The sequence below is a fragment of the Microbacterium sp. sgz311019 genome (assembly GCF_056135325.1).
Genome location: NZ_JBWAXO010000017.1, coordinates 1 through 19,820 on the forward strand (window position 1 = coordinate 1; position 19,820 = coordinate 19,820).

The 19,820-nt window shown below is 64.8% G+C and carries 11 protein-coding genes and 1 pseudogene; 8 read left to right on the plus strand and 4 right to left on the minus strand.

The annotated features are described in order from the left end of the window. The 4 genes and pseudogenes from AC0NZN_RS17920 to AC0NZN_RS17935 all read left to right on the plus strand — a co-directional run. On the plus strand, positions 1-815 hold an 815-nt coding region (locus tag AC0NZN_RS17920), incomplete at its 5' end, for a transposase (RefSeq protein ID WP_474593685.1). Between the two features lie 13 nt (positions 816-828). After that, positions 829-1,530, plus strand: a complete 702-nt coding sequence (locus AC0NZN_RS17925; RefSeq protein ID WP_474593686.1) for an IS3 family transposase — start codon at positions 829-831, stop codon at positions 1,528-1,530. A 199-nt stretch (positions 1,531-1,729) separates the two neighbouring features. Further along, positions 1,730-2,800 (plus strand): IS110 family RNA-guided transposase, encoded by a 1,071-nt coding sequence (locus AC0NZN_RS17930; protein ID WP_474593687.1) that lies wholly within the window; start codon positions 1,730-1,732, stop codon positions 2,798-2,800. 25 nt (positions 2,801-2,825) lie between these two features. Next, positions 2,826-3,203, plus strand: a pseudogene (locus AC0NZN_RS17935) (integrase core domain-containing protein); the annotation flags it as partial. A gap of 207 nt (positions 3,204-3,410) precedes the next feature. Here AC0NZN_RS17935 and AC0NZN_RS17940 read toward each other — a convergent pair. The 3 genes from AC0NZN_RS17940 to AC0NZN_RS17950 form a co-directional block, all read right to left on the minus strand. Continuing rightward, positions 3,411-4,874, minus strand: a complete 1,464-nt coding sequence (locus tag AC0NZN_RS17940) for a glucosyltransferase domain-containing protein (protein WP_474593688.1) — start codon at positions 4,872-4,874, stop codon at positions 3,411-3,413. A gap of 109 nt (positions 4,875-4,983) precedes the next feature. After that, positions 4,984-5,430 carry a GtrA family protein gene (locus AC0NZN_RS17945; protein WP_474593689.1) on the minus strand — a complete coding sequence of 149 codons (447 nt, stop codon included), beginning with the start codon at positions 5,428-5,430 and terminating at the stop codon, positions 4,984-4,986. Next, positions 5,411-6,403, minus strand: coding sequence for a glycosyltransferase family 2 protein (locus AC0NZN_RS17950; protein WP_474593690.1), 993 nt, complete (start codon positions 6,401-6,403; stop codon positions 5,411-5,413). The genes AC0NZN_RS17945 and AC0NZN_RS17950 overlap by 20 nt, the downstream gene beginning before the upstream one ends. Positions 6,404-6,675: 272 nt before the next feature. On the opposite strand from AC0NZN_RS17950, the gene AC0NZN_RS17955 reads away from it, so the two are divergent. The 3 genes from AC0NZN_RS17955 (at position 6,676) to AC0NZN_RS17965 (ending at position 11,404) form a co-directional block, all read left to right on the plus strand. Then, a complete protein-coding gene (locus AC0NZN_RS17955) occupies positions 6,676-8,100 on the plus strand; it encodes a sugar transferase (RefSeq protein WP_474593691.1) in 1,425 nt (474 codons plus the stop codon). 54 nt (positions 8,101-8,154) lie between these two features. Then, positions 8,155-10,002, plus strand: a complete 1,848-nt coding sequence (locus AC0NZN_RS17960; RefSeq protein ID WP_474593692.1) for a DUF4012 domain-containing protein — start codon at positions 8,155-8,157, stop codon at positions 10,000-10,002. Positions 10,003-10,096: 94 nt separating this feature from the next. Then, positions 10,097-11,404, plus strand: coding sequence for a UDP-glucose dehydrogenase family protein (locus AC0NZN_RS17965; RefSeq protein ID WP_474593693.1), 1,308 nt, complete (start codon positions 10,097-10,099; stop codon positions 11,402-11,404). A 398-nt stretch (positions 11,405-11,802) separates the two neighbouring features. On the opposite strand, the gene AC0NZN_RS17970 is transcribed toward AC0NZN_RS17965, so the two are convergent. After that, a complete protein-coding gene (locus AC0NZN_RS17970) occupies positions 11,803-11,997 on the minus strand; it encodes a hypothetical protein (protein ID WP_474593694.1) in 195 nt (64 codons plus the stop codon). Positions 11,998-12,067: 70 nt separating this feature from the next. Here AC0NZN_RS17970 and AC0NZN_RS17975 point away from each other — a divergent pair, with 70 nt between their 5' ends. After that, complete coding sequence (locus AC0NZN_RS17975) at positions 12,068-19,543, plus strand: SpaA isopeptide-forming pilin-related protein (protein WP_474593695.1); 7,476 nt, start codon at positions 12,068-12,070, stop codon at positions 19,541-19,543. The last annotated feature ends 277 nt before the right edge of the window (positions 19,544-19,820 follow it).

The window sequence follows — 19,820 nt, forward strand, 5'->3', positions numbered from 1 at the left end:
CACGTACGGCGCACCGGGAGGTGATCTGCGCGATCGCCGGCGCGCATCCCGCATGGGGACACCGGAAGATCTGGGCGATGGCCCGGCACGCCGGGTATCGGGTCAGCGCGTCCACGGTGCTGCGGATCCTCGACGAGGCCGGGCTGCTGCTGAAGGCCGACTATCAGCGGGAACGTCGCGAGCAGGCCAAGCAGCGCAGGGCGGCGTTCGCTGCACCACCGACCGGCCCGAACCAGGTGTGGCAGTTCGACTTCTCCGAATACGAGACCGCGGCCGGTGGGACGTGGCGGGTCGCGGGCATCGCGGAGTACTGGTCGAAGTACGAGTTCGGGTGGCATTGGTCCCCGACCGCGAACCAGCATGACGCGATCGCCGCCGCCGAGATCGCCCTCGCTGAGGCCGACCGGCTCCTGGGCGATGTCCCGCTGATCGAGCATCTCACCGACCCCGACACCGGGCAGATCATCCCGATCACCCTCGTCACCGACAACGGCGGCCCGTTCCGGTCGTTCCGATTCGGCGCCCTCATCGCGGCACGACCCGAGCTGCGGCACGTGCGCACCCGGGTGCGCACCCCGGGTCAGAACGGCGTCCGGGAGCGAGCGTTCCAATCACTGAAGTACGAACGGCTCTACCGTGAGCCGATCGACGACGCGCTCGACCTGGTTCGCGAAGGCGAAGCATTCCGCGTCGAGTTCAACGAGATCAGGCCCCACGAGCACCTCGCCTGGAACCGGCCCCGCGACGTGCACCTCGGCCACGCCGACCCGACAATCCCCACCTTCGAACGCGACCAAATCCTGCCAACTACTTGACGCGGGACAGGGCGTGCCGGTCGCCGAGCGGACGTATCGGGCGTGGAAACGCGCCCAGCCCAGCGACCGCGACCTCGCCGACGCGATCGTCATCGACGCAATCCTCGAGGTGCGGGCGAACGCGAAGGGCGAGGCGACGCCGGAGTCGATGTATGGGCGGCGGAAGATGACCGCGCTTCTGCGCCGGCAAGGCATCGCTGTGTCGAAGCGGCAGGTCGACCGGCTGATACGTGAGCTGCGAATCAACGGCCTCGTGCGAGGCAAGGGCGTGAGGACCACGGTGCAAGACCGCAATGCCGCCAGGGCTCCGGATCTGCTGGACCGGGACTTCACCGCTCCTGCGCCGAACCAGCGCTGGGTCGCCGACTTCACCTATGTGAGGGCGTGGGCCGGGTTCGTCTACGTGTCGTTCGTGATCGACTGCTACTCGCGGGCGATCGTGGGCTGGCACGCCGCGACCGTGAAGACGACCCCCTTGGTGACCACCGCACTGCGCATGGGTCTGTGGCGACGCGACCGCGCCGGGCACCCGGCCTCGGACGGGCTGGTCCATCACAGCGACGCCGGAAGCCAGTTCACTTCCGTGGCGTTCGCTGAGACGCTCGCCCTTGAGGGCATCGCCGCGTCGATCGGATCTGTCGGTGACGCGTACGACTGTCAGTTTGTTCTTGCTGGGTCGAGACTCGATTCGGTAGTCCCGGCCGGCGCGGTCTGACCCTTGCTTACGATCGGCCCGAGTGGTGCCTTTGCGTTGATTTGTCGACCGTCCGGCCGGGCTTGCAGTGAAGGCTGCCGCCGGTCGGGCGTGACCTGATAGGAGCCTGGAGCAGACTTTGAGAGCGTCCCCGTGACAGTCCTGTCCACCCGCCGGCGACAGCGTGATTCCACGCTAACGGGCAGAAGGACAGGACACGATGACAGATCTCACCTCGACGCGATCGGGCCATGTCGTGATCGGCGTCGACACGCACAAACACATCCATGTCGCCGCTGTGATGGACACGATCGGAGGGATCCTCGCGACGTTGACGATTCCCACTGATACGGGCGGCTTCCGGCAGTTGCTGGCGTGGGCGGAAGGGTTCGGGCGGATCCTCGCGTTCGGGATCGAAGGAACCGGGTCCTACGGCGCTACGTTAACGTCGTTCTTGCGGCGCCATGACGTCAAGGTCGTTGAGGCAGGAAGACCCGACCGGAGGCTGCGGCGCGCGAACGGAAAGTCCGACACCCTTGACGCGGAGAACGCCGCCCGGGCCGTGCTCGCAGGATTCGCGACCGCGATCCCGAAGACCGCGGACGGAGCCGTCGAGATGATCCGACAGCTCAAGGTCGCGCACGATTCTGCCGTCGTGAACCGCTCCTCCACGATGATCATGATGAAGGCGATGCTCGTGCACGGCTCGGACGAGATGCGCTACGAGACAAACCGGATGTCGCGCCCCAAGCTCGCCCGTCACCTCGCTGGCTTGCGCCCGCGGACACTTGAAGCCCCCGACGATGCGCTGCGCTACTCCGTCCGGTCTCTGGCGCGGCGCTGGCTCGCCCTCGACGCGGAGGCGAAGGAACTCGAGTCGCTGATCGAAGACCTCGTGCGGCGGACCGCCCCGCAGCTGCTGGAACAGTTCGGCATCGGCGTCGACACCGCCGCGGAGATCCTCATCGTTGCCGGCGACAATCCCGAGCGGATCCGGTCAGAAGCAGCGTTCGCGAAACTCGCCGGCATCGCACCCGTCCCGACGGGCTCCGGCATGACCAGCGGGAAGCACCGCATCAACCACGGCGGGCATCGCCAGCTGAACGCGGCGATCTATCGCACGGTCATCGTCCGGATGCGATTCCACGAGCCGACCATCGCCTACGTCGCCCGCCGCACCGCCGAAGGACGAAGCAAACGCGACATCATCCGCTGTCTCAAGCGCTACGTCATCCGCGAGGTCTACCACCTCGTCAAGGCCAACTCGACAACCGGCGAAATCAGGAGTTGACAACTATAGGAGCTTCAACGCTCTCGCCGAGTCGACGATCGGGCTGTTCAAGAACGAGGCCATCCGCGACGGCTCACCCTTCAGGTCCGGCCCGCTGCGCACGATCGACAACGTCGAATGGATTACAGCGGGATGGGTCGATTGGTACAACGGAAGACGTCTGCACTCGACCATCGGCGACGTCCCGCCTGACGAGTTCGAGGCCGCGTACTACGCTGACCTCGCAATGCCATCCCACCCGGCGATGGCACCCGCACAGGAGCGGCAAAGAACCGGGGACGGTTCACCTTCCGCCCTCAATAGTCTTCCATCGGAGTTGGTTCGCAGAGTGACTTGTCACACGGAATCAGCCTGTACGCATAGCGGGTCAGGGCTCGCTCGTCGCCGCTGGTCTGGCCATTAAGGCAGTGATCTTCGTGCCGCTGTCACGGCTCGGCGCCACGACGCTTGCCTGGTGCTCGTGGCACGAAACTAAGAAGCGCGCTACGCACTTGAAGGATGTCCAACCGTAGTGGATGCGCGACATAGCCGCAGCGTCGGCATAGATCGCTGCGCACGCCCAGTGCAGGCCGACCGGGTCGGACAGGTCAGCTTGCGGGCGTCGAACAGACTAGCCGTTCGGGCTAGATGGCCCGAACTTCACAAGGAGAATCCCGTTCCTAAAGTCGATCCATCCATCCTGGGGGTAGGACGGCATTGTCGCCAGGTCGGCTTGTGCGGCCGCGATCTCTTCTGTCGTCGGGTTCCGCACGGCGAGACCCTGAGTACGGAGAAAAGCCGCGTTGCGCACTTGAAGGCTGGCGTCGCCGCCGCGGCCGGCGAAGAACGAGACACCTAGCGTTTCGCGATCCTGCAACAGAGCGCTCAGAGCCCACCGATGCGTGCCTGAGAAGACGACCGGGACGCTCAGGTCAGATGGCAGACCGGTGAGGCGCTCCTTCTCCATCCCTATCAGAAAGGCCATGCTCTGATCCTGGCCGAATGCCAACTCGGCCGAGCCGAAGAGGCGATTGGAGATCGTCGCCTGCCCGACGATTCCGAGCACTATCACCGCAGAAGTGACCGCTGCCACCGTCATGCGTACGCTCCTCGGAAGAGGCATCATCGCCCTGATTGCGATCGATGAGAGAGCGAGAATCCACATCGGCAGATAGATCATGGTGCGGAGCATGACGGGCGTAGGCGAGACCGCCTCAACGCCGAGCGGGATCAGCAGCAGCAGGAGGAGGCCTGTGATCGATATTGTCTTCTCCTTAGCTCCCCTGACGCAAATGACGGCCATCACAGACGCGATCACGAGGATCACTACGACAACGGCAAGCATGGGCGATCCGAGTCCGAACCTGTCAGCCGACAAAGTGACGGTCTCCAGGACGCCGCCCCAGGCGCGCTTTAAACGATCGCCGGGGTGTCCGAGCAGCCCAGAGATGTCGATGAATCGATCGGTGTACGAATCGAAGGCCACACGCATAAGTCGCTGCATCAGTAAAGCGGCGGCACGGGATAGGCCGTAACCGAGGGTCAGCGAGGTGACTGCGACTGCTGCGGTGAGCCACATCGGCCGTCGGATAACCAGCGTCAGTGCGAGAATCGCACCGGAAATGAGGAATGGATCGTAGATTCCAATTGCAAAGGCGAGCGGCAAGATCGCCATCCAACGGATAGACCACTTGGGTGAAGCGAGCAGGGCGAAGTAAGCGACGAGAAGGAGGTTCCCGATACCTATTCCGTAAGCGATCGTACCGAAGGAGAAAATGAACGCCGATGTCGGAATGGTGGCCGCTAACGCTCCGCATAAGGCGCTCTGCCACGGGCTCATCCCGAAGAGTCTGCGACAAAGCAACCAGAAGGCCCAACCAGTTAAACCCACGCCGATGAGCGTCGAAACAACGGGAACGACAGGGCTGGGAACGAGGAGTGTGAGCAGGGCCATTGACCACCGACCCTGGCCGAGCCACGTGAGAGCGTATCCGTAGTTGGATGCTTCGCCGAAGAGTTCCTCGTCCAGTGTCAAGTGAAAGGAGAAGATTTGATAGCCGTACGTCATCGCTAGGGCGATCACATAAGCGAACACCGGCCATAACTCACGGCCGTGAGCGTGACTCCAACTCTCGGCAGACCGGTGCTGCCCGTTCTCACGATCGGAATGCTCAACCTCAGGGGGGTTGGACCTCTCGCTCATATCAGTCGTCGTCTTCCTTCTCTAATGTCCCATTCGCGATCTTCGTCTGGCCTCCTCGACCTGTCGCAGTGCCGGCGAAGATCATGCGACCCGCGATGAAACCGAGAGGGGCCGTTAGAAGCACGCTGGCTCCGTTTAGCCACGGAGGCGCGCCCAACGAATCAGCAAGAGCAACGAAGCCAAGACCCAGCGCGTAGATGCAGACATATGCGGCACCGAACGTTAGGGTCCTCCCTAAAGGGGCTCGTGAAGCGAATACCCACCTGCTTGCCATGATCATGGAATAGGCTAGCCCCAGGCAGAAAGCTATTGAGAATGCAAGCCACCCCGACAATAGATACGATAACCCGACGACTATGGCGGAGGTTGCGATCGTATTGGTTCCTCCGACTATTAAGAAGCGAACCATCGACCGGCGGACGCTCAATTCAACCGGATGAATTGGCATCGAAGGTCCAGTTGCTCATAACAATTGCGCTGGGCCGCTGCTTTGTATTCTCGAACGCGCGCCACACGTAAGATCCCACGATGCCGAGGGCGGCAAGAATGGTGAACGTTGAGAACAGGATCACCATCATGAGTGGCGTGTATCCCGGCTCATTGATGGCACCCAATAGATAAGCCACGAAGATCACAATGGCAGTGATCGCGGTGAGAAGGCATCCTATCGACCCCACCGCGATAAGGAGTGTAAGCGGGATATCAGTGAAAGAGAAGACGCTGTCGAGGAGATACCTGACCTTCTTCCGAAACGACCATCCGCTCTTCCCGTGCGCGCGCGGCTGTCGCGCATACGCTACTTCAACTCGGCGAAAGCCGACCCAGTAGAGCAACCCCACCAAGCTCGAATGAGATTCTCGGAGACCGAGGATCTCCTGGGCCACCGGACGGCTGCATGCGAAGATGTCGACGCCACCTTCGGGCATCTCCGGCAGGATCCACTTCTTGTACGTGCGCCAGAACAGCGACGACGAGGTCCGACTGCCCCACGGATCGTCGCGACCCTCCCGGCGGCCAACTGCAACATCGACATCACCTGCGCTAAGCGCCTTGAAGAAATCGAGCACAAGTTCGGGTGGCTCCTGCATGTCCGCGGCCATGACTGCTATGTACCGGCCTGAAGAGGCAGCCATTCCCGTACGGATCGCTGCAAATGAACCGAAGTTCCTCGAATGGCACAACAAAACGCTTCGCGTACCCATAGCAGGCAGGCTCGCGGCGAGCACCTCATGCGATCGGTCGGGAGATCCATCAACAACGAATATGACTTCGCACTCACCCTCGAGCGCGTTGGTGATCTCGCCCAAGCGAGCCAGCAAGTCTGGAATGCTGCCTTCATTTCCATAGACAGGAATGACAATCGAGAAGTCAGTGTTGGCTGTCTGAGAACGATGCTCGCGGCCGGCGCTGTCGGTGTTCACGTTCCCCGATTATTCATGGATGGCGGCGACTTCCTGGACATGCGATCGACGTGATCGCCACAGGGTATGTTAGCGCCTCCGTTGCCGAGCACACGCCCGGAGAGTCGCTCGCAGCATGCCACACAAGGCGTGGCCCCTCCAATCGATATACTTTCGTGGGGACGGGCCCGCCGTCGGACGGGTCGGGAACAGACGACAATCAAAGGGGCGCGGTTCTGGTGAACGCATCGTGGTCAGAGGCCGCGCGGATTCCGTCCGGGCGCGTGGGCGCGGTGCCCCGCAGTCCCTGGACGCGGCGGTACGCGAGCCGACTGTTCTATACGGACGGCGCCGTGATCGCCGTCGTGACCGCGGCCTACGGACTTCTGGTACTCGGTTCATTCAGCGAGCCTGTCTCATGGGTCTCGGGACCCGACGTCCCGTACTGGTTGGTGCTCCTGCTTGTCGTGCTGGTATGGCTGGCATTCCTGGACATCATCGACACCCGGGACGAGCACACGGCGGGTCACGGGGTCACCGAATATCAGCGCATCCTGCATGCGACGGCGGGTGCATTCGCCACAGTCCTCGCGATCGCGTTCTTCCTGCAGATCGACCTCGCCCGGTCTGTCTTCTTCATCCTGTTCCCCGTCGGCGCCGTCGCCCTGATCCTCACCCGATGGACGTGGCGCCAGTGGCTGCGGGGGCAACAGCGAGCCGGTAGCTATGTGCACCGGGCGGTCGTGGTCGGGGAGCCGTCAGCGGCAGGTCACATCGTCGACACGATTAGGTCCAACGGCCTCACGGGCTTCGAGATCCTCGGCGTGGTGACCCGCGACGGTGCGGGGGAGTCGACCATCGGGGCGCCGGTCCTAGGCTCCTTCGCGGACACCGAGCAGGCCGTTCTCCGTGTGGGCGCCGATACCGTCATCTATGCCGGTACGGACGATCTCAATCCGCGCGCGGTCCGTGCGCTGGGCTGGTCAATGGCCGACCGCGAGATCAACTGGATAGTCGCGCCGGCCATGACGGATGTTGCTGGGCCCCGCATCCATTCCCGTCCCGTCGCAGGTCTCCCTCTCGTCCACATCTCCTACCCGACGTTGGAGGGTGGGCGACGGTTCGCCAAGCGGACGTTCGACATCGTCGGGTCGAGCCTGCTGATCCTCTTTCTGTCGCCGGTGCTCATCGCCGTGGCGGTCTCAATCAAACTCGATAGCCGTGGGCCGCTCCTTTACTCCCAGGAGCGGATTGGACGCCGCGGCAAGCCATTCGGGATGATCAAATTCCGCTCCATGGTCGCGAACGCGGACGACCAGCTCGCCTCGTTGCTCGACCTGCAGGGCACGAGCGATCGCCCCCTGTTCAAGGTTGTCAACGATCCTCGAATCACCCGAGTGGGTCGGAATCTGCGCAGATATTCACTCGATGAACTGCCCCAGCTCTTCAACGTGTTCCTCGGCGAGATGAGCCTCGTCGGCCCCCGCCCGCAACGACCGGCAGAGGTCGCGCTGTACGACGACGCTGCTCACCGTCGCCTCATGGTCAAGCCCGGCATGAGCGGCCTGTGGCAGGTCAGCGGGCGGTCCTCGCTCTCGTGGGATGACGCCATCCGGCTCGACCTCTACTACGTCGAGAACTGGTCCTTCATGCAGGACATCGTCATCTTGTTCCGCACGGTCAAAGCAGTCGTCGCACCCGGCGATTCTGCGCACTGATCTATTCCGCCGCCATTCGGCATCGTCACAGGCGTCATCTGATTGGATCCCTCTGTGCCCCGAAACGCCCCGCAACCGCGCTATCACGCCTCGCGCGCGGGCAACCATTCCCGCTACTCGCACCCTCGCAAGCGCTGGCCGTGGATCACCCTCGCTTGTGTCGTTCTGGTCGTCGGCGTGCTCGGAGGGGTCGGGTTCATCTTCGCGAAGCAGGCGGTCTCTGTGCGGGATGACCTGACGGCGGCCAAGACGAAACTTTCTGGGTTGACCACCGCGATCAAGGCCGGTGATACGGCGCAGCTCGACTCGACGGGCAAGGAAGTGATCGTTCTGACGACTCGCGCGAACGCGACGGTGCAAGGACCGCTGTGGGACGTCGCCGCGCACATTCCCTTTGTCGGGCAGAACGTCGCCGCCGTCAAGGACGCGACCGAGGCTGTCGACATCCTGGCCCGCGAAGCCATGCCGCCGGCTATGCAGCTGCTCAGCACGATGGATGTGAAGAAGCTGAAGGTCGACGGCGGCGGCATCAACCTCGAGCCGTTCAAGAACGCGGTCTCCGTTCTCCCAGTGATCAACACCGCTTTCGCTGACGCGAAGTCGCACGTCGCGGGAATCAATCGCAAGGCGCTGCTCCCCGCGGTCGACGGTTCCATCGGTCAGTTGCTGACGCTCATCGATCAAGCGGGGCCCACCCTCGCAGATCTCCAGAAGAATCTGCCCATCCTGCTGAAGATCGCGGGATCCGAGGGCCCGCGCACCTACATCGTCGTCTTTCAGAACAACGCCGAGATCCGCGCGACCGGCGGCAACGCGGCGACGACTGCGGAGATCAGCGTCGACAACGGCAAGATCGAGATGCTCGGGAACAAGGACACGGTTGCGTTCCATCTGGCCGGCGTCAGCGGGAAAGGCACCCATAAGCCGTCGCCGGAGACGCTGAAACTCTACGAGTCCGACTTCACGACCAACGCCCAGAACTATTCACGCACGCCCGATTTCCCGAAGACGGCGCAGATGTTCGCAACACTCTGGAAGAACACAACCAAGCAGGACGCCGCGGGCGTGATCTCCGTGGACCCGGTCGTGCTGTCGTACATGCTGGCCGTCACCGGTCCGGTGACCCTCGCGGACGGGTCGCAGCTGACGGCGCAGAACGCGGTGAAGACGCTCCTGAGCGATGCTTACGAAAAGTTCGGCGACAACGGGCTTGCGTCCGATGCCTACTTCGCGGACGCGGCATCCCGTGTGTTCAAGAAGATCTCGTCGGGTGACTGGGGCCCGACCGCGATGCTCGATGCGCTTCAGCATGGCGTGAAGGACCAGCGCATCTACGCGTGGTTCCCCGCCACCGATGAAGAGGCGTTGGCAGTCGCGTCCAACATCGACGGCGCCCTGGCATCCGACAACACGAAGACCACGCAGGTCGGTGTTTACATCAACGATTCGTCGTACAGCAAGCTCGAGTACTACCTCAAGACGAAGACAAACGTCACGTGCGACGCGTCCGCTCGCACAGTGACGACAAAGGTCACCCTGACGAGCTCGGTGCCCGGACCGAAGCTCAGTGATTACACGCTCGGCTGGCGGAACAAGTCGCTCGGGCTTGCGCGTACCACGATGGTCCTCGACGTCGTCGGCTTCGCCGTGCCCGGCGGCAAGATCACCGGGAACCCAGCATCCGGCGACATCAAGAAGTTCAACCGCAGCGGCACCGAGAGCGGGCGCGAGGGCAAGAGCATCACTGTGACGCTTCCCATGGGCAAGACCAAGACGGTCGAATACACGTCGACGCTGCCCACTGGTCCGCTCCGCCCCCTCGAGGTGCGCTTCTCGCCGACCGTCACCGACACGCCCGTTACGATCGCACCGGAGTGTTCGGAGTTGTTCCCCTCGAAATAGCGGCCTCTGGCTGTGGCGAAATCGCGGCCGACGTACGCAAGTCGGACATGCCGAGGGCTTGTCTCCGTCAACCACTGGGGCATAGCGTCTGGGCGTGCGGATCAGTGTCATCGGCTGTGGCTACCTCGGTGCAGTCCACGCAGCATCCATGGCGGCGATCGGTCATGAGGTCGTCGGCATCGACGTCGACCCGCTCAAGGTCGCGGCGCTCTCTCGTGGGGATGCGCCCTTCTACGAGCCGGGTCTCCCGGAGATCCTCGCCGAGGGCGTCGCCTCGGGACGCCTGACATTCTCGACCGACATCGCCGCGGCATCCGGAGCCCGAGTCCACTTCCTCGCGGTCGGAACCCCGCAGCAACCCGCGGGATACGCCGCCGATCTGACCTTCGTAGACGGCGCCGTCGACGCGCTGCTTCCCCACCTGGCGCCGGGCGACATCCTGGCGGGCAAATCCACGGTGCCGGTCGGCACGGCGGCCGACCTCGCCGACCGGATCGGACCGAGCGGGGCGACCCTCGTGTGGAATCCCGAGTTCCTGCGCGAGGGATGGGCGGTACAGGACACGATCTCGCCGGACCGCCTCGTCGTCGGCATCCCGAAGGATGAGCGCGGCGAGCGAGCCGCTGATGTCCTTCGCGAGGTCTACCATCCCGCCGTCGCCGCGGAGACGCCCTTCATCGTCACGGACTACGCGACGGCCGAGCTGGTGAAAGTGGCGGCCAACGCCTTCCTCGCCACCAAGATCTCCTTCATCAACGCGATGGCCGAGATCGCGGAGGTGACCGGCGCGGATGTCACCCAGCTCGCCGACGCCATCGGCTACGACACCAGGATCGGGCGACGATACCTGGGCTCGGGGATCGGATTCGGCGGCGGATGCCTTCCGAAGGATCTACGCGCGTTCTCGGCGAGGGCGGAGGAGCTCGGCAGGGGCGAGTCGGTCGCATTCCTGCGGGAGATGGATGCCATCAACCTGAGGCGACGGGCCCGGGCGGTCCGGCTCACGATCGACGCGCTGGACGGCGTCTATGAGAAGAACATCACCGTGCTCGGCGCCGCATTCAAGCCCCACAGCGATGACGTTCGGGACTCGCCCGCACTCGACGTGGCCGTTCACCTGCGCGGATTCGGCGCGAACGTGACCGTCACCGACCCCGCCGCCATCCCGAATGCGCGGCGCCTGCACCCCCAGTTGACGTACGTCGAGGACCGCGACGAAGCCCTTCGCGACGCGGATGCGATCCTCATCGTCACCGAGTGGGACGAGTACCGGAGGCAGCTCTCCCCGGAACATGCGGCGACGTTGACAGACGGTCGCGTGATCATCGACGGAAGAAACTGTCTGGATGCGCAGGCATGGCGCGACGCCGGGTGGCGGTACGTCGGGATGGGTCGTCCGTAGCCCCTCCGCGGGCCCGCGGAGGGTCTACGGCGCGCCCTGATACAAGCTTCACGCGCGGCAGCCTCAGGGTTTGCCCAGCTCCCAAGGAAATGCGACGGATGCCGCGGGGTGGGTTGTGCTCGTCCGAGGAACGGGGCTATCTTCACGTTGGGGCGTCGCACTCGTCCGTCCGGTTGTGGGAATCGGATCTCGCGGAAGGGTGCGATTCTTTGGGGGCCCTGATCGCAGTGCTCCCTTTTTGGATGATGGGGTACTGGGGTCATGTCCATTCGTTCTGGGGAATCTTCACGTCGTCGTGCGCGTAAGGATCTGCGCGATGAGCGCAAGCTCACGATGCGGCACCGCTGGTACGCCGGCGGCATCGCAGCGCTGGTGTCCGGAGCGCTGATGTTCACGGGCTATATGCCCGCGATGGCGGATGATACGTCGAGCACGGCCTCGACGGCGGATGCATCGACCCCCGCCCCATCGCCCTCGCCGAGTGACACGCCCTCGGCGACTCCCTCGCCGTCGGCGACAGTGGCAGCGACGCCGTCGCCGTCACCGTCGCCGACGGCGTCGCAGACAACGGCGCCGAACACGAAGACGCTCACGCAGCAGTCGGTCCAGGCGCCGGTCGTCCAGGCCCCGGCGGCCTGTCCGGCCGGATGGTCCCCACAGCTCGTGGCCGGGTTCTTCGAGATCGACGGCAACTTGTGCAACAACGGCAACACCGACTGGGCGGACATTCCCGGACAGCCTGTCGTGAACGACCTCTACGCTCAGCAGGACAGCACTGAGTTCACGGGAGGCGCGAGCGAGAACGACTGGCCCTGGTCGGCCAGCCAGACCAGTGGCACCGGTACGGCGGCAGACAAGACCGACATCGGCAACGTCTACGCCTTCACGAAGACGATTTCCGGCGATGTATACGCGTTCCTCGGATTCGAGCGGCTGAAGAACACGGGTTCCGTGTCGTATCACGTGGAGCTGAACGCGAAGCCCAACTCAAACTCCAGCCTGCCGAGTCCGAACCGGACGGTCGGCGACCTGCGTCTCACGATTCAGCAGGATGGCAACAACACGATCTCGCTGATCGGCGCCGACCTGTGGAGCGGCACTGCCTGGGCTCCGATCGGGAGCCTGAGCGGCTTCATCGGACAGGTCAACCAGGGCAACATCACGAACCTCAACGCCGACACGCTCGCGGCCGGCCGCTTCGCTGAGATGTCAGTCGACCTCACGACCCTGTTCGGCAACCAGGGCTGCAGCGGCAACTACGGTGTTCTGAACGTCCGGTCGAGCTCTTCCCCGACGGAGACGTCGGCGCTCGGCGACTGGATCAAGCCGCAGCCCCTCAATGTCCCGTCGACCTGCTCGACGATCACGATCCTCAAGAAGGACGCCGCCACTGGCGTGCTCCTCCCGGGCGCGAACTTCACGATCGCGCCGAACCCGACGACCGGCACGGGCAGCACCACCGGTACGACGGACGTCAACGGCCAGATCGTCTTCAACGGCAATGTGCTCCCGGGCACCTACACCGTCACCGAGACGAAGGCCCCTGCGGGCTACCTCCTGCCAGGGACCGTCTCGCAGCAGGTCACGGTCGGTGAGGCCGAGTCGAAGACGCTCACGTTCACCGACCCGCTCGGAGGAGCCAGCTGGCTCAAGAAGGACCAGGACGGCAACGCGCTCGGCGGTGCCACCTTCAAAATCACGGCCACCGCCGGCGCAGCCGCAGCAGCGCCGTGGAACCTGAACACCAACCCGATCACCGTCGTGGACAACGGGGCGCGCGACACCAACCCGGCGGCCGGCCAGATCGCCGTCGGCGGACTCCCGACCGGCACGTACAGCGTGGTCGAGACCACGGCTCCGGCGGGCTACATCCTGAGTGCGGCGACGCAGTCGTTCACGATCGACCAGACGCACCAGGCGCCTGCTCTCACCGATGCCTTCGTGAACCAGATCATCACGCACAAGGTGACGCTCACGAAGATCTGGAACAACGGCGTCCTGAACGACACCGCGAAGCTGCAGATCAACAACGACACAGGCAAGACGTCGACGGTGACGGCGGGTCACACCACCGGAAGCTGGACCGACTCCGCGAACACGCTGACCGAATCCGCCGTGCGGTACGGCTCGACCGTGACCATCGCCGAGACGCTGGGCGGCAACGGCCAGTACAACACGACGTGGTCTTGTGACAACGGTCAGTCCGGCACCGGCCTGACCGGATCGTTCACGATCCTCGACGCAGACGTCAACTGCACGATCACGAACAACGCGAAGCTGGCGACGGTCAAGGTCTTCAAGAACTGGGTGGATGCGATCGCCGGCGACACCGCGACCGTGTCGGTGAGTGGCAACGGCCAGAACAGCGGCCACCTGTCGACCGCTCCCGGCGGCACCACGCAGGACGGGACTCCCGCTCAGCTGACGCTCGCCATCGGCACCGCGATCACTGTCGGCGAGCAGCTCGGCGGCGCTAACAAGGGCTTCTACAGCTCCACCCTCAGCTGTAACGGGGCGAACTCGAACGGCAGCTTCACGCTGACCGGAGACACGAACTGCACCTACACCAACTCGAACGGCAAGGTGAAGGTCACCCTCAGCAAGAAGTGGGTGAACCCCGTGACCGGCGACAGTGCCGATCTGAAGATCAACGGCAACGTCGGCGCGACCTCGCCCGCCGTGAACGGGCTCGACACGCAGAACGTCGCTCAGGCGTCTGTGCTCATCGGGTCGACGGTGAACGTCGGCGAAGCGTTGCACGGCATCGGCGCCTACACGACGGGCTACGTCTGCACGCCTGACGTGGGCAACTCCTGGACGAACACGACCTTCCAGGTGCCGCTGGGCGTGTCCCAGATCGACTGCGTCGTGACGAACACGGTCCAGACCGCACCGGTCATCGTCAAGAAGACCTGGGTCGGCGGCATCGCGCAGGACTCCACGACCGTCTCGCTCAACCAAGGCGGTTCGCCGCTCATGACCGGGACGTCGACGGTCGTCTCGACCGGCGTGACGCAGACGCAGACGGTGATCAGCCTCGACGTCAAGCAGAACACGACGGTGGATGTCAGCGAGGCCCTGGCGGCAGGCAACAAGGCCGCCTACGACACGACGTACTCGTGTGTCATCACCGGCACCCAGACGCCGCTGACGTCCACCGGCTTCGCCGTCCCGGCGGCGGGGGCGACCTGCGTGGTCACCAACACCGCGAAGACCGTGACCGTGAACCTCAACAAGAAGTGGGTGCACGGCGTCCTGAACGACAGCACGCAGCTGACGATCGCTCCGACGACGGGCGAAGGCTCGACCGTCACCGGGCCGTCCAAGGTCACGACACCGGACCAGACCGATGCCACCGGCATCGACACGATCTCGACCGCTGTGACGAGCGGAGGCACGGCGAACCTGTCCGAGGTGCTCGGCGCCGCCAACTTCGCGCAGTACAGTTCGGCCCTGACCTGTGACGGCGGGAGCCTGACCGGCAGCACCCTGACGGTGCCGAAGGCCGGCGGAGTCGTCACCTGCACCTTCACGAACACCGTGAAGACCGCCAAGATCACCTTGCAGAAGGCGTGGAACGGCGGGGTCATCGGGGATGCCACGAAGCTCTTCCTCAACGCGGCGACCAACGTCTCCACGTACACCGGCAGCAACGGGATCGACCCGGCCAGTGCGTTCTCGCAGACGGTGAACCAGGGCTCGACCGTGACCGTGACCGAGGGCATCCAGCCCGGCGGCAAGGGCACGTACGACGAGACGGTGCAGTGCACCGGCATGCCTTCGGCCGTCCCGCTGGGCAACGCCTACACGTTCACGGCGCCCACGACGGACGTCACCTGCACGATCACGAACACGGCGCTCATGGGTTCCGTCAAGCTCGTGAAGACGTGGGTGAACTCCATCGGCGGCGACGCGACGGACCTCTCCATCAACGGCGGCTCGACGGTCACCGCGACGGCGCCCGCCGCCGGCGGCGACGGCACGAGCACCCAGACGACGACGAAGGACGTCACGGCGGGCACGATCGTGACCGTCTCCGAGGCCCTGGCTCTGGCGAACAAGGGCTCGTACACGCCTGACGTCGCGTGCTACAGCGGCACCTCCCTCATCAAGGCCGGACCAGGCGCGAGCCTCGACTTCACGATGCCCGACAACGCCGTGGTCTGCTACGTCAACAACGTCAACGCCACGGTGCCGGTGACCCTGCACAAGGCGTGGCTGAACGCTCAGGCCGGTGACCAGGCGCAGATCAAGCTGTCGCAGGACGGCGCCGGCGTCAGCGCCACGTCCGCGGTGGCGATCGCTCCGAACGACAACCCCGTGACGCTCACGGTTCCGTGGGGCGCGACAGTCACGACGGGCGAGACGCTGATCGCGTCGAACCACGCGTCGTACACGGCATCCACGTCGTGCACGAACGGCAAGACGTCGAGCTCGGATGTCGTGAGCTTCACGGCCACCGGTGCCTCGGTCGACTGCACCATCACCAACGCGGCGACGCAGGCGACGGTCCACTTGTACAAGAACTGGGTGGGTTCGGTAAAGGGCGACAGCACCACGCTGTCGGTCACCGGCGGGCACAACGAGAGCGACCACACCTCGGTCTCGACAGGTGGTGACAACATGGACGGGACCGCAGCCACCGCTGACGCGTACACCGGCCAGACCGTCGGGATCAACGAGACGACCGTGGCGGGCAGCGGCTTCGCCTACGACTCGTCGCTCGTCTGCTACAACGGCCAGACGCCGCTGACCGTCACGAACGGCCAGATCACGATCCCGGCGAACGCCACGAACATCACCTGCACGTTCACCAACACGCTGAAGGTCGGCAAGCTCACGCTCGTGAAGGCGCTCCACATCAGGTGGGGCGGCACGACACCGGCGAGCGCCTGGACGCTGACGGCCGACGGATCCGGCGGAGCGCAGGTGCAGGGCACGACCGGCGTCTCGAAGACGGTGCCGATCGGCTCCTATGCACTGACCGAGGGCCCCGCCATCCCGGGCTACGAGCTCGAGAGCATCGTCTGCATGAACGGCGACGCTGTGGTGCCGGTGGTCAGCGGGTCGATCGACCTGACAGCGGGCGCCAACGTGGTCTGCACCTACACGAATGCCGACCTTCCGGCCGTGCTGACCCTCCACAAGATCGTGGATGAGGCGGCAGCGGGTGGCTCGGTGACCCCGGATCAGTTCACCCTGACCGCGACACCGATCATTCCGCCGACACCTGCGGGGACCCTGCCGGTGTTCGGCAACGGCCTGGACGGTGTCGAGGGAGTCTCGATCCCGGCCGGTCAGTACACCCTCAGCGAGTCCGGCCCCTCGGGCTTCCTCGCCGGGACGTGGACGTGTGTGGGCGGGAGCGTCACTGTGACCGACCCGATCACCCACACGGCGACCCTGACCGTCGGCAATGGGCAGAGCGCGTCGTGCTCGATCACGAACACCGCGATCCAGCCCAAGCTGACTCTGGTGAAGCTCGTCGACAACGGCGCCTTCACCGGCGCGGGTCGCGTCCAGGACTGGACGCTCACGGCGGCCGGGACCGGACTGCCCACCGTGTCCGGCCAGGGCGGCAGCTCCACGCTCGTGGAGCAGGGGGTGAAGGTCGGCACCTACGACCTGTCCGAGGCGGCGACCGGCGGGGCGTTCCGCACCGATGGCTACCACTTGACGAGCCTCGTCTGCACCCAGGGGGAGAAGACCTACAGCACGTCGGTCGCGAACCCGAAGATCAGCCTCGTCGAGGGCGATGACGTGACGTGTACCTTCACGAACACGCCGACTCCCGCGAAGTGGACGATCAGCAAGACGAGCGACAAGGGTCTGGCCGTCATGCCGGGTGACACGATCACGTACACGCTCACGATCGCTCACGTGAGCGGCACGTCGTGGCCAGCGCCGGGCGTGGGGCTTGACCTGCCGAACCTGGACGACCTGTCGTCTGTGTTCGCCAATGCGACCCTCGTGCAGGGGAGCCTCATCGCGACATTCGGAACGCCGACGATCGACGTCACGGCCAAGGAGCTCAGCTGGACGGCGAGCGACCTGAGCGGTCTTGTCAACAGCGGCAGCTTCACTATCAACTACTCGTTCACGGTGAACGCGGGTGCCTGGGACGTGAAGCTCAAGAATGCGGTGACGCCGCCGAACGACACCTTCACCTGTGTCGGGGAGAACAACTGCACCACCGAGTCCGACACGCCGGACGTCAACATCTGGAAGACCTCCGTGGTCTCGCAGGGCGTCGACCCGGCCAGCTCGACCAACGTTCTTCCCGGTGGAGAGGTGACCTACACGCTCCACGCGACGAACCCCACCGCGGTGAAGCTCGTGGCGGGCCAGACGGAGACGGATGACCTGTCGCAGGTGCTCATCCACGGCGCAACGCTAGTGACGCCGCTCGCCGCCGGACTGTCCTTCGACGGCGACCACACGCTCACTTGGACGCTGCCGGCGATCGCGGCGGGGGGCACGGCGACGGTGTCGTTCACGGTCAACGTGAGCACGCAGGCCGGCGGGTACGACCTCGAGAACGTGATGGTACCGGGCACCATCGGGCACTGCCCGGAGGAATGGGTGGTTGTCGAAAGTGATGGCGAAAGCTGCACGACGACGAACCACGTGCCCAGCATCGACCTCGGCATCACCAAGACGTACCTGCTGGCCGGAGACCAGACGGCCGTCGACGACGACCCGGGTGGCACGAGCGCGTACACGTACGGACTCAAGGTGACGAACAACAGCGACACGGCCGTCACGAACGCCACGGTGACCGACACGCTGCCGAGCCAGATCAAGCTCGACACGACGAAGGGCACCGGCGGCTTCGACGACATCCCTGCTGGCTGGCACCCGTCGTACGTGTCGGCGACCAACACGGTGACGATCACGATCGACTCGTTCGCGGTGGGCGGGTTCGGGAGTATCACGCTGCACGTTCAGGTGCAGCCGGTGGTCCTGGTCGGTCCGGTGGCCGATCCCGGCACACCCGGCCCGACGCCGGTCACGTACCCGAGCACGATCGACAACACGGCCTGTGTGTCGGTGGCGCTCGACACCAACGCTGCCAACGACTGCTCGACAGTGAAGGTCCCGCAGAAGACGATCAACGCGAACATCTATGTGCAATGCGCCGCGGACATTGCCTACCTCCACTACGACATCACGGCGACGAACGTCGACCCGTCGCTGCCGGTGACGCTCACGTGGACGGCGAACCAGCCGGGAGTGGGTGGAGTTCCCTCCACCGACCTCCCGCCGAATCCCGCACAGGTCACGCGTAAGCAGCTCCACATCGGAGACTCGGGCCAGATCCTCTGGCCGGGTGGCGTCGTCACGCCTAACAACGTGGCCATCGGATTCCCCGGCTGGCGAGCGATCGTCGAATCCGACCTGAACCCGGATGGCACGCTGAAGGATCCCCAGGCGATCACGTTCCAGGGGCTCATCTACGACCCGAGCCATGTGGCGACGGATGCCTGGCGCTACCAGTCGACGGTCACGATCCAGGTAAACCCGACCCAGACGGTGACGGTGAGCTACCCGCCGGCCAACGCCGCCTGTGTCGCCCAGCGCCCGACTGATCTGACGATCACGAAGACCGCGAGCGTGCAGACGACGGCTCCGGGCGACAGCTTCACCTACGACCTGGCGGTGAAGAACGTCAACCTCGGTGCGGCGTCGCCGGTGACGGTGACCGACAAGATCCCTGCGGATATCAAGATCACCGGCATCACGACCTCGACGACGGCGTTCCCGCGCTGGACGAACTGCGCGGTGACCGGGCAGGACGGCTCGGGCTACGGCGGAACGCTCACATGCTCGCTGTTCGGGCCGCTGAAGCTGACCGAGTCGGCACCCACGATTACGCTCGCCGCGACCGTGAACCCGTCGACGATGGAGGGCTCGATCACGAACACCGGCGTCCTCACGTGGACCAACACTGACGACCCGAATGACACGGGCTCCGCGGAGTCCAGCGTGACCGTCACACTGCCGCAGCCGCTGGCGCTGACGGGTGGGCCGCTGATGCTCGGACTGCTGCCGTTCGGGATGCTCGTCATCCTCGGAGGCACGGCGTTCCTGCTAGTGCTCCGCCGCCGCAACCGCGGTGACAAGGAGCCGCAGGTCTAGCCGCCGACAAGCCGCGGGCAGAGGGCGGAGGACCCCCAAGGTTCGTCCTCTGCCCGCCTGTGAGGGCATCCCTGCTGGGGGCAGGGATGCCCTCATCCTGCGTCTGGCAATTCCTCCCGCACGGGCGCTCGATCGCCCTTCTCCATCGTTTGGGGGCTCTTCGCAGTTGAGGGTGTAGTCGAGGGTCGGCGGCTGGTTCGCGGAGAGACGTCGAGGTCTTCCAGGATGGAAGTTCCTACACTGCCCATCCGCCGGAAGACCTCGACTTGCACCACGC